Annotated in this window: 11 protein-coding genes; 6 read left to right on the top strand and 5 right to left on the bottom strand. The window is 53.8% G+C overall.

The window, feature by feature from the left end; all coding sequences use genetic code 11:
• Positions 1 to 18: 18 nt before the first annotated feature.
• Both JI741_RS29155 and JI741_RS29150 read right to left on the bottom strand, forming a co-directional pair.
• Positions 19 to 1299, bottom strand: a complete 1281-nt coding sequence (locus JI741_RS29155; protein WP_202015719.1) for a response regulator — start codon at positions 1297 to 1299, stop codon at positions 19 to 21.
• Between the two features lie 12 nt (positions 1300 to 1311).
• Complete coding sequence (locus tag JI741_RS29150; RefSeq protein WP_202015718.1) at positions 1312 to 7743, bottom strand: HAMP domain-containing protein; 6432 nt, start codon at positions 7741 to 7743, stop codon at positions 1312 to 1314.
• 399 nt (positions 7744 to 8142) lie between these two features.
• Here JI741_RS29150 and JI741_RS29145 point away from each other — a divergent pair, with 399 nt between their 5' ends.
• The 5 genes from JI741_RS29145 to JI741_RS29125 all read left to right on the top strand — a co-directional run bounded on the left by JI741_RS29145 (position 8143) and on the right by JI741_RS29125 (position 13065).
• Entirely contained in the window at positions 8143 to 9537 is a 1395-nt protein-coding gene (locus JI741_RS29145; protein ID WP_236676329.1) for a mercuric reductase, read from the top strand.
• 3 nt (positions 9538 to 9540) lie between these two features.
• Positions 9541 to 10734, top strand: a complete 1194-nt coding sequence (gene egtB, locus JI741_RS29140) for an ergothioneine biosynthesis protein EgtB (protein WP_202015717.1) — start codon at positions 9541 to 9543, stop codon at positions 10732 to 10734.
• An 11-nt stretch (positions 10735 to 10745) separates the two neighbouring features.
• Positions 10746 to 11735 (top strand): L-histidine N(alpha)-methyltransferase, encoded by a 990-nt coding sequence (gene egtD, locus JI741_RS29135; RefSeq protein ID WP_202015716.1) that lies wholly within the window; start codon positions 10746 to 10748, stop codon positions 11733 to 11735.
• A 117-nt stretch (positions 11736 to 11852) separates the two neighbouring features.
• Entirely contained in the window at positions 11853 to 12536 is a 684-nt protein-coding gene (gene rpiA, locus JI741_RS29130) for a ribose-5-phosphate isomerase RpiA (RefSeq protein WP_202015714.1), read from the top strand.
• A gap of 55 nt (positions 12537 to 12591) precedes the next feature.
• The gene (locus JI741_RS29125; protein ID WP_202015712.1) at positions 12592 to 13065 is read left to right on the top strand and encodes a Dps family protein; all 474 of its coding nucleotides are present in this window, start codon (positions 12592 to 12594) and stop codon (positions 13063 to 13065) included.
• A gap of 109 nt (positions 13066 to 13174) precedes the next feature.
• Here JI741_RS29125 and JI741_RS29120 read toward each other — a convergent pair whose 3' ends face one another.
• Genes JI741_RS29120 through JI741_RS29110 form a run of 3 tightly spaced genes read right to left on the bottom strand, consistent with a single transcriptional unit; the run spans position 13175 to position 14987 of the window.
• The gene (locus tag JI741_RS29120; RefSeq protein ID WP_202015710.1) at positions 13175 to 13834 is read right to left on the bottom strand and encodes a phosphatase PAP2-related protein; all 660 of its coding nucleotides are present in this window, start codon (positions 13832 to 13834) and stop codon (positions 13175 to 13177) included.
• Positions 13835 to 13889: 55 nt separating this feature from the next.
• The gene (locus tag JI741_RS29115) at positions 13890 to 14672 is read right to left on the bottom strand and encodes an SDR family NAD(P)-dependent oxidoreductase (protein WP_202015708.1); all 783 of its coding nucleotides are present in this window, start codon (positions 14670 to 14672) and stop codon (positions 13890 to 13892) included.
• A 3-nt stretch (positions 14673 to 14675) separates the two neighbouring features.
• Positions 14676 to 14987, bottom strand: coding sequence for a hypothetical protein (locus JI741_RS29110; RefSeq protein WP_202015706.1), 312 nt, complete (start codon positions 14985 to 14987; stop codon positions 14676 to 14678).
• Between the two features lie 449 nt (positions 14988 to 15436).
• Here JI741_RS29110 and JI741_RS29105 point away from each other — a divergent pair, with 449 nt between their 5' ends.
• Positions 15437 to 16315, top strand: a complete 879-nt coding sequence (locus JI741_RS29105) for a glycosyltransferase family protein (RefSeq protein ID WP_202015704.1) — start codon at positions 15437 to 15439, stop codon at positions 16313 to 16315.
• The last annotated feature ends 435 nt before the right edge of the window (positions 16316 to 16750 follow it).

The raw sequence follows: 16750 nt of genomic DNA, 5'->3' as shown, positions 1-16750 counted from the left end.
ACGTCTATTGGCCAGGCTTTACGTATGCGATGGCGCGTCCACCCTGGATCTGCCTTGCTCAAGCTCTTCCTGTTTAAGCGGCAACGAGATGATGAACGTAGACCCTTCGTTCACTTTGCTGCGGGCAGAGATGAAGCCGTTGTGCAGTTCGGTTATCTTCTTGCAGAGCGCCAGCCCCACGCCGGTGCCGGCATAGTCGCCGCTGTTGTGCAGGCGGCGGAACATACCAAAGATTTCTTCGGCATATTTTTGATCGAAGCCAATGCCATTGTCTTCCACAAAAATGCGGCAATAACGATTCACCAGGTTTTTATCACGTTCATTAATGCCCACGCTCACCTCCGACCGGATGCGGATGGTCGTCTCACGATCTTTCTGGCGATACTTTAAGGCGTTGCTGATGAGGTTTTGAAAAAGCGGACGCATGAGGCTGGGGCTCACACACAGCTGTGGCAGGGGTTCGATGGAGATCTTGGCCTGGCTTTCGTGCACCTCTTCTTCCATTTCTCCCAGCAGGTCCTGCAACACCACGTTGAGGTCGCTGATGACAAAGGCAGACTTGTCGATGGAGATTTTTGAAAACGCGAGGATGTCGACGATGAGCGCCTGCATGCGTTCGGCCGCCTGCTGAATGCGGGTCACCATCTTGGCGTCTTCCTGAAACACGTCTTTGTATTTGTTGAACAGCCGGTCGCTGAACATGCGGATTTTTCGCAGGGGCTCCTGCAAATCGTGCGAGGCCATGAAGGCAAAGCGCTCCAGGTCCTTATTGGCCGATTCGAGGTTGGCAATATTCTCCAGCAACTTATGGTTGAGCTGGCGCACTTTCTCTTCCGACACCTTGCGTTCGTTGATTTCGCGCTCGAGGTTCCGATTGATCACAATCAGCTTTTGCTCCTGTTCATAGAGCAACCGGTTTTTGCGATAGAGGTCAATGAGCACGCCCACCTTGGCCCGTAGCACATCGGGGTTGATGGGTTTGAAAATGTAATCGATGGCGCCTGACTGATAACCCTTGAACATGTTCTCGTCGCCATAGTTGTTGGCGGTGATGAAGATGATGGGAATGTGTTTGAGCTTCTCGCGTTCATAGATGAGCGCGGCCGTTTCGAAGCCGTTCAGATTGGGCATCTTCACGTCCATGAGGATCATGGCGAAGTCGAACTCGTTCAGCAGCACCTTCAATGCCTGGCGGCCCGAGTTGGCTTTCACAAAGCGGTAGCCGTTGGGCTCCAGAATGGTTTCAATGGAGAGCAGGTTGTCTTCGCGATCGTCTACGAGCAATATCTTCGGTTCCATACGTATGTTCCCTTATTTACAAAACCACAAACGCATCAACGACAGCAGCTGGTCTATTTTCACCGGCTTGGTGATGTAGTCGGAAGCGCCTGCCTCTATACATTTCTGACGGTCGCCCTTCATGGCTTTCGCCGTCACGGCAATGATCGGCAACGTATTGTTTTTATGCTCGCGCCTGATTTTCTGCGTGGTTTCATAACCGTCCATTTCAGGCATCATGATGTCCATGAGCACCATTTCAATTTTCGGATTTTCGGTAAGAATGTTGATGGCCTCCTTCCCGCTTTCGGCCGTGATCACGTTGATGTTGAAGCGCTCGAACACGGTGGTGAGCGCAAACAAGTTGCGCACGTCGTCATCGACAACAAGAATGTTTTTGCCGGTGAGAATATCTTCCTTGTTCCGGATGTTCTCGATGATTCTCCGTTTTTCGGGTGCCAGCGATTTGTGATTGATGTGCAGGTGCGAAATGGTTTCTTCCAGCAGATACTCAATGGAGTTAACACCTTTCACAATGTGCGAGCTTGAGTTAAGGCTCACGGTGGTCATCTCCACTTTGTTGAAGTCTTTGGCCGAGTAGACGATGACCGGCGTGTTGTCGCGTTTGGCGCGGCTCACTTCCTGAAGCAGGTCGGTGCCAGCCATGTCTGGTAAGGTGTAGTCGAGAATGATGCAATCAAAGTCTTCGGCGTTCACCAGGTCGAGGGCTTCTTTGGCTGTGTTGGCCACGGTCACTTGCAACTTGTCATCGTGGTGCATCTTGGCGATCTGCGACGAGTCGAGCTCGTTGTCTTCCACAATGAGGATGCTCTTTTTCTCTTTTTTATCATAGGCCACAATGTCGTCGAAGAGGGCGTTGAGCAAGTCGTTGTTGAGGGGCTTCAACAGGAAGCTGCGGGCGCCGCGCTTCATAGCCAGCTGCCGGTTCTCTTCGCCGGAGATAACGTGGATGGGAATGTGACGGTAGGTAAGATCGTTGCGCAGCAAGTCAATCACTTTCCATCCGCTGGTGTCGGGCAGCTTCACGTCGAGCGTGATGGCGATGGGCGCGAAGCGGTTGATGAAATCAAACACTTCGAGGTAGTTGGTGGCCACGATGGCCTTCAGTCCTTTCTCGTGGGCTTTGTCGATCACGATCTTGCCAAAGCGCAGGTCGTCTTCCACCACCAGCACCACTTTGTCGCTGGCTTGTATGTGGCTCCGGTCGTCGCCGGTGTCGTTGATCATTTCGTTCACGATGTCGAGGTTGCGTGCTTCCACGCCGTCGCTTGTGATGCGCAGGTTGCCCAGCAGGTTGTTGATCTGGTTGCCTGCGCTGTCCTGCATTTCCTGTATCACTTTGATGCTCTGCGATACTTCGCGCGGCGCCACGTTGGACACGCTGTTCAATGGCAGGTAGAGGGTGAACGTACTGCCTTTCCCTGCTTCACTATCAAGTTCAATCGTGCCCCCTAACAATTCGGCCAGGCCGCGGCTGATGGATAGCCCCAGCCCTGTTCCACCATACTTCCGGCTGGTAGACCCTTCGGCTTGCTGGAAGGCTTCGAAGATGATCAGTTGTTTTTCCTGTGGTATGCCGATGCCCGTGTCGCTGATCGAGAAGCCAACCACCGTAGCAGCATTGTCGAGCGACGACGACGCTCCCGGTTTCCACGTGCGTTTTGCCTGGAACACGCGCAAGGCCACTTCACCTTTCTCCGTGAACTTGAAAGCATTCGACAACAGGTTCTTCAGAATTTGGTTGAGGCGTTGGATGTCGGTTTCCATCGAGGCCGGCAACGCGGTGTCGGTTTCAATTTTGAATTTGAGGTTGCGGGCTTCCGAGATCGGCTTGAATGTGGTTTCCACAAACGACGATATCTCGGCGATGCGCACCGAAGAGATGTTGGCCGAGATGAACCCGGATTCGATTTTCGAAAGGTCGAGTATGTCGTTGATGAGCTGGATCAAATCGTCGCCACATGAGTGAATGGTTTTGGCGTAGCGGATCTGTTTGTCGTTCAGGTTGCCTTCGGCGTTTTCGTAGAGCTGTTGCGCGAGAATCAGCAAGCTGTTGAGTGGCGTGCGCAATTCGTGCGACATGTTGGCCAAGAACTCGGATTTGTATTTCGATGTGAGCGTGAGCTGTTCGGCTTTTTCTTCCAGCGACTTGCGGGCTTCTTCCACTTCCTTGTTCTTCGCTTCCACTTCGTCTTTCTGTTTCACCAGCAGCAGCGCCTTGTCCTGAAGCTCGTCGTTTGTGCGGCGAAGTTCTTCCTGCTGTGTCTTGAGCTCGCCGGCCAGCGACTGCGACTGCGCCAACAGTTCTTCGGTTCGCGTGTTGGTTTCGATGGTGTTCAACACAATACCCAAACTTTCGGTGAGCTGGTCGAGGAAGTCAAGGTGGGTTTCGCTAAACACATCGAGCGACGCCAATTCAATCACGGCCTTCACTTTGTTTTCGAACACGATGGGAAGGATGATGAGGTTGGCTGGTTTGGCTTTGCCTAATCCAGAATTGATTTTCACATAGCCTTGCGGCACATTGGTGAGCAATATCTTTTCTTTCTCGTAGGCGCACTGTCCTACCAATCCTTCGCCGATAGCAAACTCGCGGGGAATGTTTTTTTCTTCCTTATAGGCATAGGCCGCAAACAGTTTCAGTTTCACTTGCTGCGTTTCGTCTTCCTGCTGCAGAATGTAGAAGGCACCATAGTGTGTCGACACCACTTGCGCAAGCTCGGACAGAATGCGTTTTGTTACGGTTTTCAAATCGCGCTGTCCCTGCAACATCTGCGTGAACTTGGCGAGATTTGATTTCAGCCAGTCCTGATCCTGGTTTCGGAGGGTTGTTTCGCGAAGGTTGGTGATCATCTGGTTGATCGTATCTTTCAACGCTTCCAATTCGCCCTTGGCATCCACCCGGATGGTCCGCGTCAAGTCGCCTTGCGTCACGGCCGAGGCCACTTCGGAGATGGAGCGCACCTGCGTGGTGAGGTTGGCGGCGAGCTGGTTCACGTTTTCGGTCAAATCTTTCCAGGTTCCGGATGCTCCGGGAACGCTGGCTTGTCCGCCCAGGCGTCCCTCCACACCCACTTCTCGGGCCACGGTGGTTACCTGTTCGGCAAACACGGCCAGCGTGTCAATCATTTCGTTGATGGTATCCGTCAACTGCGCCAACTCGCCCAGGGCGTTGATAGACAGTTTTTGTTTCAGGTTTCCTTTGGCCACCGAGGTCACCACTTTCGCGATGCCGCGCACCTGGCCTGTGAGGTTCGAAGCCATCTGGTTCACGGAGTCGGTCAAATCTTTCCACGTTCCGGCCACCCCGCGCACTTCGGCTTGTCCACCAAGCTTTCCTTCTGTTCCCACTTCGCGTGCCACACGGGTCACTTCAAAGGCGAAGGAGTTGAGCTGCTCCACCATGGTGTTGATGGTATTCTTAAGCTCAAGCATTTCGCCGCGAACGTCTACGGTGATTTTCTTCGACAAGTCGCCGTTGGCTACGGCTGTTGTTACACCGGCGATGTTCCGCACCTGGTCGGTGAGGTTACCGGCCATCTGGTTCACCGAGTCGGTCAAATCTTTCCACGTTCCGGCCACCCCGGGCACAAAGGCCTGCCCGCCTAATTTTCCTTCCGTACCCACCTCGCGGGCTACACGCGTCACTTCCGAGGCAAAACCGCGAAGCTGATCCACCATGGTGTTCAGAGTGTCTTTCAGCTGCAGGATTTCGCCGCGAACGTCTACCGTGATTTTCTTTGACAAGTCGCCGTTGGCCACGGCAATGGCCACGTTGGCGATGTTCCGGATCTGGGCGGTGAGGTTGCCGGCCATCTGGTTCACCGAGTCGGTGAGGCCTTTCCACACACCCCCCACACCTTTCACGGTGGCCTGTCCGCCAAGCTTTCCTTCCGATCCCACTTCGCTGGCCACACGTGTCACTTCCGAGGCAAACGAGTTGAGCTGATCCACCATGGTGTTGATGGTGTCTTTCAATTCCAGCATTTCCCCTTTCACGTCTACCGTGATTTTCTTCGACAAGTCGCCCTTCGCCACGGCGGTGGTCACGTCGGCGATGTTCCGCACCTGGTTGGTGAGGTTGTCGGCCATTTTATTTACAGAGTCTGTTAAGTCTTTCCATGTTCCACCCACACCCGGCACATCGGCCTGGCCTCCGAGCTGTCCTTCCGAACCCACCTCGCGGGCTACACGCGTCACTTCCGAACCAAAGGAGTTGAGCTGATCCACCATGGTGTTGATGGTGTTTTTCAACTCCAGCATTTCTCCGCGAACATCCACGGCAATTTTCTTCGACAAGTCTCCTTTCGCCACGGCGGTGGTTACTTCGGCAATGTTCCGCACCTGGTTGGTGAGGTTAGATGCCATCTGGTTCACGGAGTCGGTCAAATCTTTCCACGTTCCGCCTACACCGGGCACGTTGGCCTGACCACCCAACTGTCCGTCCGAACCCACCTCGCGCGCCACGCGCGTCACTTCCGACGAGAACGAGTTGAGCTGATCCACCATGGTGTTGATGGTGTTCTTCAACTCGAGCAACTCGCCCTTGGCATCTACCGTGATTTTCTTTGACAAGTCTCCCTTCGCCACGGCGGTGGTCACCCCCGCCACGTTCCGCACCTGTGCCGTGAGGTTACCGGCCATCTGGTTCACCGAGTCGGTCAGGTCTTTCCACACACCGCCTACGCCTTTCACCGTGGCCTGCCCGCCAAGCTTTCCTTCTGTTCCCACTTCAAGCGCCACACGCGTCACTTCAGAACCAAACGAGTTGAGCTGATCCACCATGGTGTTGATGGTGTTCTTCAACTCCAGCATTTCCCCGCGAACGTCTACCGTGATTTTCTTCGACAAGTCGCCGTTGGCCACGGCCGTTGTTACACCGGCTATGTTCCGCACCTGGCCCGTGAGGTTGGAGGCCATTTGGTTCACCGAGTCGGTCAGGTCTTTCCAGATACCGCCCACGCCTTTCACTGTGGCCTGCCCGCCGAGCTTTCCTTCTGTTCCCACTTCCAACGCCACACGCGTCACTTCAGAGCCAAACGAGTTGAGCTGATCCACCATGGTGTTGATGGTGTTCTTCAACTCCAGCATTTCCCCGCGAACATCTACCGTGATTTTCTTTGACAAGTCGCCGTTGGCTACGGCCGTTGTTACACCGGCAATGTTCCGCACCTGGTTGGTTAGGTTACCGGCCATTTCGTTTACGGAGTCTGTTAAATCTTTCCATGTTCCCCCCACGCCGGGCACATCGGCCTGGCCTCCCAACTGTCCTTCCGATCCTACCTCGCGGGCTACACGCGTCACTTCACTTGAGAAGGAGTTCAGCTGATCCACCATGGTGTTGATGGTGTTTTTCAATTCCAACAATTCGCCTTTGGCGTCTACCGTAATTTTCTTTGATAAGTCTCCCTTTGCCACGGCCGTGGTCACCCCGGCAATGTTACGTACCTGGGCCGTGAGGTTGCCGGCCATCTGGTTTACCGAGTCTGTTAAATCTTTCCACACACCGCCCACGCCTTTCACCGTGGCTTGCCCGCCGAGTCGTCCTTCGGTTCCCACTTCCAGCGCCACACGGGTTACTTCGGAACCAAACGAGTTGAGCTGATCCACCATGGTGTTGATGGTGTTTTTCAGCTCCAGCATTTCACCTTTCACATCCACCGTGATTTTCTTGGAGAGGTTTCCGCGGGCAATGGCCGTGGTCACTTCGGCGATGTTCCGCACCTGGTTGGTGAGGTTACCGGCCATGTGGTTCACCGAGTCGGTCAAATCTTTCCACACGCCGCCCACGCCTTTCACTTTCGCTTGTCCGCCGAGCTTTCCTTCCGATCCCACTTCGCGTGCCACGCGGGTCACTTCCATCGAGAACAGGTTGAGCTGTTTCACCATGTAATTCACTTCCTTGGCAATGCGGAGAAATTCGCCTTCCAACCGGTGGTCGCCAATTTCTTCGGGCATCTCCTGCGACAGGTTTCCTTTTGCCACCGAGCTGATCACGTGCGCGATTTCAATGGTGGGGTGCACCAGATCCGAGATGAGCACGTTGAGTGAATTCACCCCTTCGCTCCAGGCTCCTTTTGTGCTTGGAATTTCGATGCGTTGTGTGAGCTTGCCCTGCTTGCCAATGGTGTTGCCGGCGCGGGTAAACTCCAGCATCATGGTTTCGTTGAGCGATATGATTTCGTTGAGCGTATCGTAGATTTTGCCGTTCAGTCCTTCTTCGTCTATGGGCATGCGCACACTGAAGTTTCCGTTCTTTACTTCGGTAAGCACGCGGAGCAATTCTTTGGAACCGCTCACGTCCACGGAGGCGCCATTGGAATGTGTTGTGGTTTTTGAAGTTCCGTTGGTGTGGCCGTTGGTTGCTTTTTTCTTGGCCGTGCGCGACGTGGAAACTTTTGCTGCGGGGACACGCTTCTCTTTCGGCGCTGATTTGGTTTTCATAGCAGGACGTTTATTCTGTACAAAGTATGAAGAAACACTCTCAATTTCCATCCTGCTCCAAGGGGAAATCGACTTTATCGCGAAGTAAAATCAGGAGTGTGTAGAAAAATCTACACTTCTTAATCTTTTTTCAAGTTGCACGAATTTTGATGGCGGGCAGTTTTCTTGGGCATGACAACGAGGTGAAAATTCCCATCGGTTTCATCGTCAACACGCACGGTCAATGCGCAAACATCTCATACCCAAAATTCGTCCTTTGGTTCCCGTTATCTGCCGTTCACGACGACTTGAGACGAGTTGGCACATTATTTTTGTACATCGCTTTCAGGGATTTATGCAGGATAATGAAAAGGTAATACGGATATCTTTGTCATTTGGTGTTATGTGCTTACTTACAACATGAAGATGAAAAAATACGATGCACTCATCATCGGGTCGGGTCAGGCCGGCACACCCCTGGCGGTGAAACTGGCCAAAGCCGGCTGGCGCACAGCCCTTGTTGAAAAACGTTGGATTGGTGGCACCTGCGTGAATGATGGCTGCACCCCCAGCAAAGCGTTGCTCTCCAGCGGCCGAAGAGCCTACCTGGCCCGCACCGCCGGTGCCCTCGGCGTGAATCTCCCTTCTCCCGAAATCGACATCGAAAAAGTGATCGCACGCAAAGACGCGATCGTGTCAACAAAACGCACGGGGGCAGAAAAGTGGGTGAACAGCCTACCTAACCTCGAGGTGATTATCGGCACGGCCACGTTCACCGGAGAAAAAAAGGTGAGCATCGTGCTGGCCAACGGAGAAATGGAAGAGGCCGAGGGCGATTTTGTATTTATCAACACCGGGGCTACACCCGCCATCCCAACCCTGCAAGGGTTAGATACGGTTCCGTATCTCACGTCTACCACCATCATGGACCTGAAAGAAATTCCTCAACACCTGATCATTCTCGGCGCTGGCTACATCGCGCTTGAATTCGGTCAGCTCTACCGAAGGCTTGGGAGTTGTGTCACCATACTGGAGAAATCGGCCGACCTCCTGCACAAGGAAGACGACGACGTGGCACGCGAGATACGCGCCATTCTGGAAGAAGACGGAATCGTTTTCCATACACGCGCCACAATCACCAACCTGAGCTCGCCAACACCGGGAAAGATTGAAATAGACTTAACTGTGAACGGAACCACCCAACACCTGTCGGGGTCGCATCTGCTCGTTGCCTCCGGACGTGTTCCAAACCTGGCGGCCCTGAAACCAGAACAAGGCAACATGGCCCTGACGGCAAACGGCTTCATCAAAACCAACGACCAACTGGAAACTTCGGTGAAAGGCGTGTATGCACTGGGTGATGTGAAGGAAGGCCCGGCGTTTACGCACATCTCCTACAACGACTACCTCATTGTAGCACAAAACGTTCTGAACCACGCCAACCTCTCCATCCGAAACCGTCCCGTGCCCTATTGCATGTTTATCGACCCCGAACTGGGACGCATCGGCATGACGGAGAAGGAGGCGCGTGCCAACGGGCGTCGCGTAAAAATCGCGAAGCTGAAAATGAATCGCGTGGCCCGTGGCATCGAAACCGGTGAAACACGGGGACTCATGAAGGCCGTGGTGGATGACGACACGCATCAAATTCTGGGCGCGTCAATTCTGGCACCCGGCGGCGGAGAGATTATGTCGGTGTTGCAAATGGCCATGATCGGAAATATTCCGTATGACCAAATACGCGATATGATTTTTGCACATCCCACTTTTTCCGAATCTTTGAACAACTTATTCATGACGCTAGACAACCCCTGACCCATGCCCGCCATTCTCACGCCACCAACCCAACCCTCACGCGAAGCGAACCTGACGGCACAATTTCTGTCAGTACGAAAGCTGACAGAAGAAATATGCGCCCCGTTGCAAACGGAAGACTATGTGGTGCAACCCACGGGCGACGTTAGCCCACCGAAATGGCACCTGGGCCACACAACGTGGTTTTTTGAAACCTTGATTTTGAAAACCTACCGGGAGTGCTATGCGGAATACAACCCAAACTTCAACTTCGTCTTCAACAGCTATTACGAAAGCCTGGGCACACGCGTGGTGCGAACGCAACGGGGAAACCTGAGCCGCCCCACCGTGGACGAAATCTTTCGCTATCGCAAACATGTTGACAACGCCATGGTCGCGCTCCTGCAACAACCGTTGGCCGACGACCTGCACTACCTCATCACCCTGGGTTGCCATCATGAACAACAACACCAGGAACTGTTGTGGACCGACATCAAATTTATTCTGGGTCACAATCCGTTGCTGCCTGCCTACGACGAAAACATCCACATCGAAATCACCGCGCCACCGTCGCCCCCATCTTCGGTTGCCATGATGGAGGGCGTGTATGAGATCGGTTATGAAGGCGATGCGTTTTGTTATGACAATGAACTGGGCCGTCATAAAGTTTACCTTCCCTCCTACGCCATCGCCACCAGTTTGATTACCAATGAAGAATACCTCGCGTTTATCGCCGACGGTGGATACAGGAATTTTGTGCACTGGCATGCCGAAGGCTGGGACTGGGTGAAGACCCAGGGCATTGAAGCACCGCTCTATTGGTATCGGCAACACGACCAATGGTTTCATTATACGCTCCGCGGCTTCGTGCCCGTAGACTTGCAACAGCCCGTAACACACGTGAGCTACTATGAGGCGGCCGCCTTTGCTGTGTGGTCGGGCAAACGTTTGCCCACGGAATTTGAATGGGAAGCGGCCGCTCCGAATTTTGCCTGGGGCCACCGTTGGGAATGGACCGAGAGTGCCTACCTGCCCTACCCCGGCTTTGTGCGTGCACCCGGCGCCGTGGGCGAATACAACGGCAAATTTATGGTGAACCAAAAAGTGTTGCGCGGCGCATCGGCATTTACCTCACCCGAACACGGCCGCATCACCTATCGAAACTTTTTCCACCCCCATTTGCGTTGGCAACTCACGGGCATACGTCTGGCGCACTAACCACCTCACTCATGAGCATACACCTTCAGGAAGAACACTACACCCGGCTTAAGAACAGAAAAACTGCGCGCCTGGAATTCTATACCGATGTGGTGAGCGGTCTAACGGCATCGCCAAAGGCCCTCAAATCAAAATACTTCTATGATGCAGAAGGCGACGCGCTCTTTCAACGCATCATGCAATGTCCCGAATATTACCTGACGGACTGCGAACTGGAAATTCTCTCGCACCAAACCGACGCCATCGCTTCGGCCATCCAGGCGAGCACCGATGCGTTTAACGTGGTGGAGCTGGGCCCGGGCGATGCCTCCAAGTCAAGCTACCTGCTGAAGGAATTGCTGAACCGCGACGTTGACTACACCTACATGCCCATCGACATTTCGCACAACGTGCTTTCGCTTCTGCAGACCACGTTGCCCGAGCAACTGCCCGGCCTGCGCATGCAGGGTTTTGAAGGCGACTACCTGGAGATGCTGAAAGAAACCGAACAGAAAGGGCGCCGTCGTTTGGTGATGTTCATGGGCTCCAGCATCGGCAACGTGCCGCCCCAGGGCGCCGTGGCGTTTTGCCGTGAGTTGTATAACCACCTCTTGCCCGGCGACGTGATGCTGATCGGGTTTGACCTGAAGAAAAATCCGATGGTTATTCTCGATGCCTATAACGACAGCCAGGGCATTACGCGCGCCTTCAACCTGAACCTGCTGAAGCGGATCAACCGCGAGCTGGGTGGCGATTTTAACCTCGACCACTTCGCACACTACCCAACCTACGATCCGCACACCGGCTCCTGCAAGAGCTATCTGGTGAGCCGCCGACAGCAACAGGTGCACATCGGTCCCAATGCCATTCGCTTTGCCGAGGGCGAGCCGGTGTTCATGGAGATTTCGCAGAAGTATTCGCTGGAAGAAATCGACAACCTTGCCGTGGAGTCGGGCTTTGTGCCGCTGCAGCATTTTGTGGACAGCAAACGTTGGTTTGTGGATGTGTTGTGGCAACGCTAGCCCGGGGTGACGCAGGTACAATTCGTAATCATTTTCAAGTAAAAGAATATTTCAATCCCGTGATTTGTTTTCAACATTTGGCGCATAACTTTAGAGGCTACTACCCACCGCATCATCATGGAGGCTAAACGTTACGCAGGCGAATGGTCTGTGAGATACATCGAACCCGGAATGACCATCGGCCTGGGCACCGGCTCCACGGTGTTCTTTGCCATTCAGAAAATAGGCGAGCTCGCCAAACAAGGGCTCACCGTGAAGGCAGTGGCCAGTTCTGACCGCTCCGAAAAACTCGCGCGCGAACTGAACATACCTATCGTGTCCTTCTCATCCATCGACAGCATCGACGTCACCATCGACGGCGCCGACGAAGTGGATGCACAGTGCAACCTCATCAAAGGCGGCGGCGGCGCGCATACACGCGAAAAAATTCTGGCCTACAACAGCAAGGATTTTATCGTGATCGCCGACTCGTCGAAGCTGGTGGAGAAGCTTGGCAAGTTTCCGTTGCCCGTCGAGATTGTGCCCTTCGCGACCAGCCTCACCCTGCAACACCTGAAGGCCACAGGATGCGAGCCCCACATCCGCCAGGAAAACGGACAAGACTACATTACCGAAAACGGAAACCTCACGGTCGACTGCCAGTTCAAGGAAATCCTCCACCCCATTCTGCTCGATGCCGAGTTGAGGAAGATCCCCGGCGTTGTGGCCACCGGATTGTTCAGCTACAGCATGGTGACCAAGGTGATTGTGGGATACTCCAGCGGGCTAGTGAAAGAAATCAATCCTCACGAGAAGACCTGAACGCACGTTGTCAATACCAATACCTATTTCCAAGAACTAATAATCCAACATCCATATGCAAACAAACATCGGAATCAAGGCAGACAACCTGTCGAAGATCGCCCAGGAACTTTCCAAGTTGCTGGCAGACGAGTATGTGCTCTACACCAAGACACGCCGTGCCCATTGGAACGTGGAAGGCCCTGACTTTCACAGCCAACACAAATTTTTCGAATCCCAATACGAACAGCTTGACGAAGTGATCGACGAAGTGGCCGAACGCATTCGCTCCCTGGGTCACTACACACCGGCCACGCTGAAAGATTTTCTTCAACTGACACGCCTCACCGAACAGAACCGCGAAGGCAACGACTCGAAAGGCTACATGCACGAACTGGTGACCGACCACGAAAGCATCATCATGAAACTCCGCGAAAGCGTGAACCGCTTCGCCAACGACTATGGCGACCTGGGCACAAGCGATTTCGTAACCGGCCTCATGGAAGAACACGAAAAAATGGCGTGGATGCTCAGAGCCCACCTGAAGTAGACACAAACCCGAATTGGGCCGGACGTTTGAAGCCGGACAAATCCTTAAACACAAAAGCGTAATGCCGTCTCAACACATGGCATTACGCTTTTTACATTTTAATCTGTCTCTATTCGTTGACCGACTCTTTCCCGATCGCACTGGGAATGACCGTTTGCGTTCGCTTGCCGGCCAGGTAAACGCTGAAGGCGGCGAAGAGCGGGGCAGCCAGAATGTCGACGGTGTAGTGGGCGTGTTGCACGAGCATGAGTCCGGCCAACAGAATGGTGTCGAGGATGAGGAAGATGCGGAGGTTACGGCCCGGAGCGGTGATCACGAGCAGGCAGATGGTGGACACGTGGCCCGAGAAGAAAAGGTCTTTTGTGATCTCGATCTTGTCGTAGAACAGGTAGCCGATGAACGGATCTTCGAGCGACACGATGGCGGGGTGCGGCTCCAGCGGAATGAAGTAGAGCGTGCACATGCGCATGAGCGTGAGGTAGCCGTAGGCCTGCAACCCGGTGAGCAACGCTTCGGGATAACGCAGGGCGCTGCCCATGGCAATGATGACGCCGATGTAGAGCGATGCAAAGATATAGTTCGACACGTCGTCAGCCGGAAGCCAGTCGAGCACGACGTCGCGCAGCGGGTGGCCATCGCGCGATTGGATATAATAAAAGAAGTGGTCTATGAATGCCACCATCAACACCAGGATGGATAGTGTGACGATGAAATGTTTCCTGAAGTCGGGAGATGCCCAGGCGTTTTTCCAGTTGTCTTTCACAAGCATGTCGTTCTAAAAATTGCTGTCGCCGGAACCACCGTCCCGCCGTTGTTTTTATGGATCATGATAGTTTGGATTGATAGAGGTTGCTGGCAATTCGTTCGAGCAGAGCATCGGGCACCACTTTCGAGAGCACCACCGTGAGCCGGTTCATCCAGCCGGGTATGACCTCGGCGCGTCGGTTAAACATGGCCTTCACACCGCGACGGGCCACCTCGTCGGCCGTCATCTCAAACTTGGCGGCCGTCTGCTGCATGGCGTGCATGTTGGCTTCGGCAATAAAGTTTGTGGACATGGGCCCGGGACTGAGACACGTGACCGACACCGGACTGTTACGCAGCTCATAGCGCAGACCGCGGCTGAACGAACGCACAAACGTTTTGCTGGCGGCATACAGCGACAGCGTTGGCACAGCCTGATAGGCCGTGGTGCTGCTCACATTCAGCACGTAGGCTTGTTCGTGTTTGCGCAGTGCCGGCAACAACTGGTGTGTGAGGGCCACCATGCCCTGCACGTGCAGGTTCAACATCTGAAGCTGCAGTGCCAGCGAAAGTTTTTCAAAATAGCCCCAACACGCAAAGCCTGCGTTGTTGATGAGCACCGACGGTTGAAAACCACGGTCTGCACACCAGGCCGCAATCTGATCGGCCGACACGGGCAGTGCGAGATCCAGCGCGAGGCAGTGGGCCTTCACGGGATGTTGTTGTGTTATTTCGGACGCCAATTGCTCCAGCAACGCTTCCGAGCGGGCCACCAGCAGCACATCATAGCCGCGTGCGGCCATGGCCTGGGCCAATGCTTTTCCCAGTCCTTTGCTGGCTCCTGTGACGATCGCGTGCTTCATTCGCTAGCGGACCAAATTTTGAAAGTGCTGATACATTAACGTCGGACTTTTTTCATGTTTGATGGCATAGGCGCCGCTGATGATGGGTATGTGCATAACTTGCCGGCGGCTTTGTTCACCCAAGATAGTGGCTTGTGCCACAGGATGCCAGAGGCGACCGTCGTGCACTTCCATACGCCGGATCTCGTCGCGGATCTGGTTCACGCTTTCGCGGGGAACGAAACCGGAAAAATGTAAAAAACCATATTGCGCAAAGAAGTCCGTGTGTTCTTTCCGCAAGGGACCGGACAACTCAAAACGCGGATAATTTTCCATAGTTCACTGCACGATTGTGTATATATGACGCGGCCGCGAAACGTGTTCGCACCACGACGGGGGTCAGTCCCTGCGCTGGCAAGGCTGCGATATTGTTCACGGCGGGGGCACTGGGGGGGTTGTCTGGCGTCAACGTTTTGTCTGCCCGGAACCGTTTCATCACGTCTACGATCTTCTTGCTTTGCACACTTTCATTATTCAAATGCCTGAACCACAGACCGTGAGAAGAAAATTTCCGGCCCACATCGCGTAGTCCAACGCATACCTTCGCAAAAAAGTTGTGCAAAGATACATCACAGGAGTCAACGCTCAAACATGTGCCCAAAGTCCACGCATTGGACAACGGCCGCACGCAAAAGGTTGTACCGTCCAAAAATTACGCGGTCGTACGGCGTACTCTGCTTATCTTTGAGCCCGGCCCGCCTTGTTCATAAACCGGATTTTCCCCTATGAAAGTAAGTGGTTTTACGATTGTCAGAAACGCCATCAAATACGACTATCCCGTTGTTGAAGCCATCACTTCCATCCTGCCCCTCTGCGACGAACTGGTGGTGGCCGTAGGAAATTCGGAAGACGGAACGCTGGACCTGATCCGCTCCATTCCATCACCCAAAATCCGCATCATCGAAACCGTGTGGGACGACTCGCTCCGCGAAAACGGGCGCGTGCTGGCCGTGGAAACAGACAAGGCCTTTGCCGCCATCGACCCATCATCAGACTGGGCCTTCTACATCCAGGCCGACGAAGTGCTCCACGAAAAATACATCGACGCCGTGCGCCAGAACATGATCCGCTACAAAGACGACCAGGCCGTGGAAGGATTGTTGTTTGACTACACGCACTTCTATGGCTCCTACGATTTCTACGGCGCCTCCTACCGATGGTACCGGCGCGAGGTGCGCGTTGTGCGCAACCGGAAAGACGTCTTCTCCTATCGCGACGCACAAGGCTTCCGCATCCTTCCCAACCGGAAGCTCAACGTGAAGCACATTCCGGCAGCCATCTTTCACTATGGCTATGTGCGCGAACCAAAGGCCATGCAAGGCAAGCAACTTCAGTTTAACCGTTTCTATTTCAACGACGAGTGGATCGACAAAAACATTCCGAAGGTGAACGAGTTCGACTATTCGCAAGTAGACCGCCTGCACCGCTTCCAGGGAACTCATCCCCAGGCGATGCAAAAACGAATCGCCGCCCTCAATTGGCACTTCTCCTTCGACCCCTCCGCCCAAAACCGCCTTACCTTGAAAGATCGCGTGAAGGGCTGGTACGAAAAACTGACAGGCAGTCCGTTGGGTGAGTATCGGAATTATGTGATTATCCGGTGACGTATCGCTGGGTGGCATTTTTTCATTTGATCTTTTTTGCTACCGTTTCTTTCCTCGTTCCTCCATCCGCTTGCAGCCAGTGCAATGCGCGCCTCTTTATTCTTTCAAAATGAAATCAACCCACAACGTCATGACCAAGTCCAACACCGTTGTGCAACCATGGCCGAAATGATCCGCGTTTGCGCGCCATGAACGTTGGTGCGACGAAGCCGTGCGAGCGTGGCCTTTTTAATCGATGTTTATTTCCCGGCGGCTACAGACAGGTGAGCCCTGATGGGTCGGTGGTGGCTAAAGCATTAGGATGCCTTGCACATACTCCCGTTTATCTTCCGATAATCCTCCGTTCATCCTCCGATGAAATACGGAGGTTAATCAAAGGTTAAACATAGAATTAACGGAGCATATTCAGAAAAATAACGGAGGTTAGGTACAGGC

The sequence above is a fragment of the Chryseolinea lacunae genome (genome assembly GCF_016735595.1).
Classification (GTDB): Bacteria; Bacteroidota; Bacteroidia; order Cytophagales; family Cyclobacteriaceae; genus Chryseolinea; species Chryseolinea lacunae.
The sequence above is the reverse complement of the archived record's forward strand: the minus strand, read 5'-3'. Positions and strand labels throughout refer to the sequence as shown.

Coding starts and splice junctions, on each gene's coding strand:
- JI741_RS29120 (WP_202015710.1), bottom strand. CDS start 13,834: ATGCTTGTGAAAGACAACTGGAAAAACGCCTGGGCATCTCCCGACTTC.
- JI741_RS29155 (WP_202015719.1), bottom strand. CDS start 1,299: ATGGAACCGAAGATATTGCTCGTAGACGATCGCGAAGACAACCTGCTC.
- egtD (WP_202015716.1), top strand. CDS start 10,746: ATGAGCATACACCTTCAGGAAGAACACTACACCCGGCTTAAGAACAGA.
- JI741_RS29150 (WP_202015718.1), bottom strand. CDS start 7,743: ATGAAAACCAAATCAGCGCCGAAAGAGAAGCGTGTCCCCGCAGCAAAA.
- JI741_RS29115 (WP_202015708.1), bottom strand. CDS start 14,672: ATGAAGCACGCGATCGTCACAGGAGCCAGCAAAGGACTGGGAAAAGCA.
- JI741_RS29145 (WP_236676329.1), top strand. CDS start 8,143: ATGAAGATGAAAAAATACGATGCACTCATCATCGGGTCGGGTCAGGCC.
- JI741_RS29110 (WP_202015706.1), bottom strand. CDS start 14,987: ATGGAAAATTATCCGCGTTTTGAGTTGTCCGGTCCCTTGCGGAAAGAA.
- rpiA (WP_202015714.1), top strand. CDS start 11,853: ATGGAGGCTAAACGTTACGCAGGCGAATGGTCTGTGAGATACATCGAA.
- JI741_RS29105 (WP_202015704.1), top strand. CDS start 15,437: ATGAAAGTAAGTGGTTTTACGATTGTCAGAAACGCCATCAAATACGAC.
- JI741_RS29125 (WP_202015712.1), top strand. CDS start 12,592: ATGCAAACAAACATCGGAATCAAGGCAGACAACCTGTCGAAGATCGCC.
- egtB (WP_202015717.1), top strand. CDS start 9,541: ATGCCCGCCATTCTCACGCCACCAACCCAACCCTCACGCGAAGCGAAC.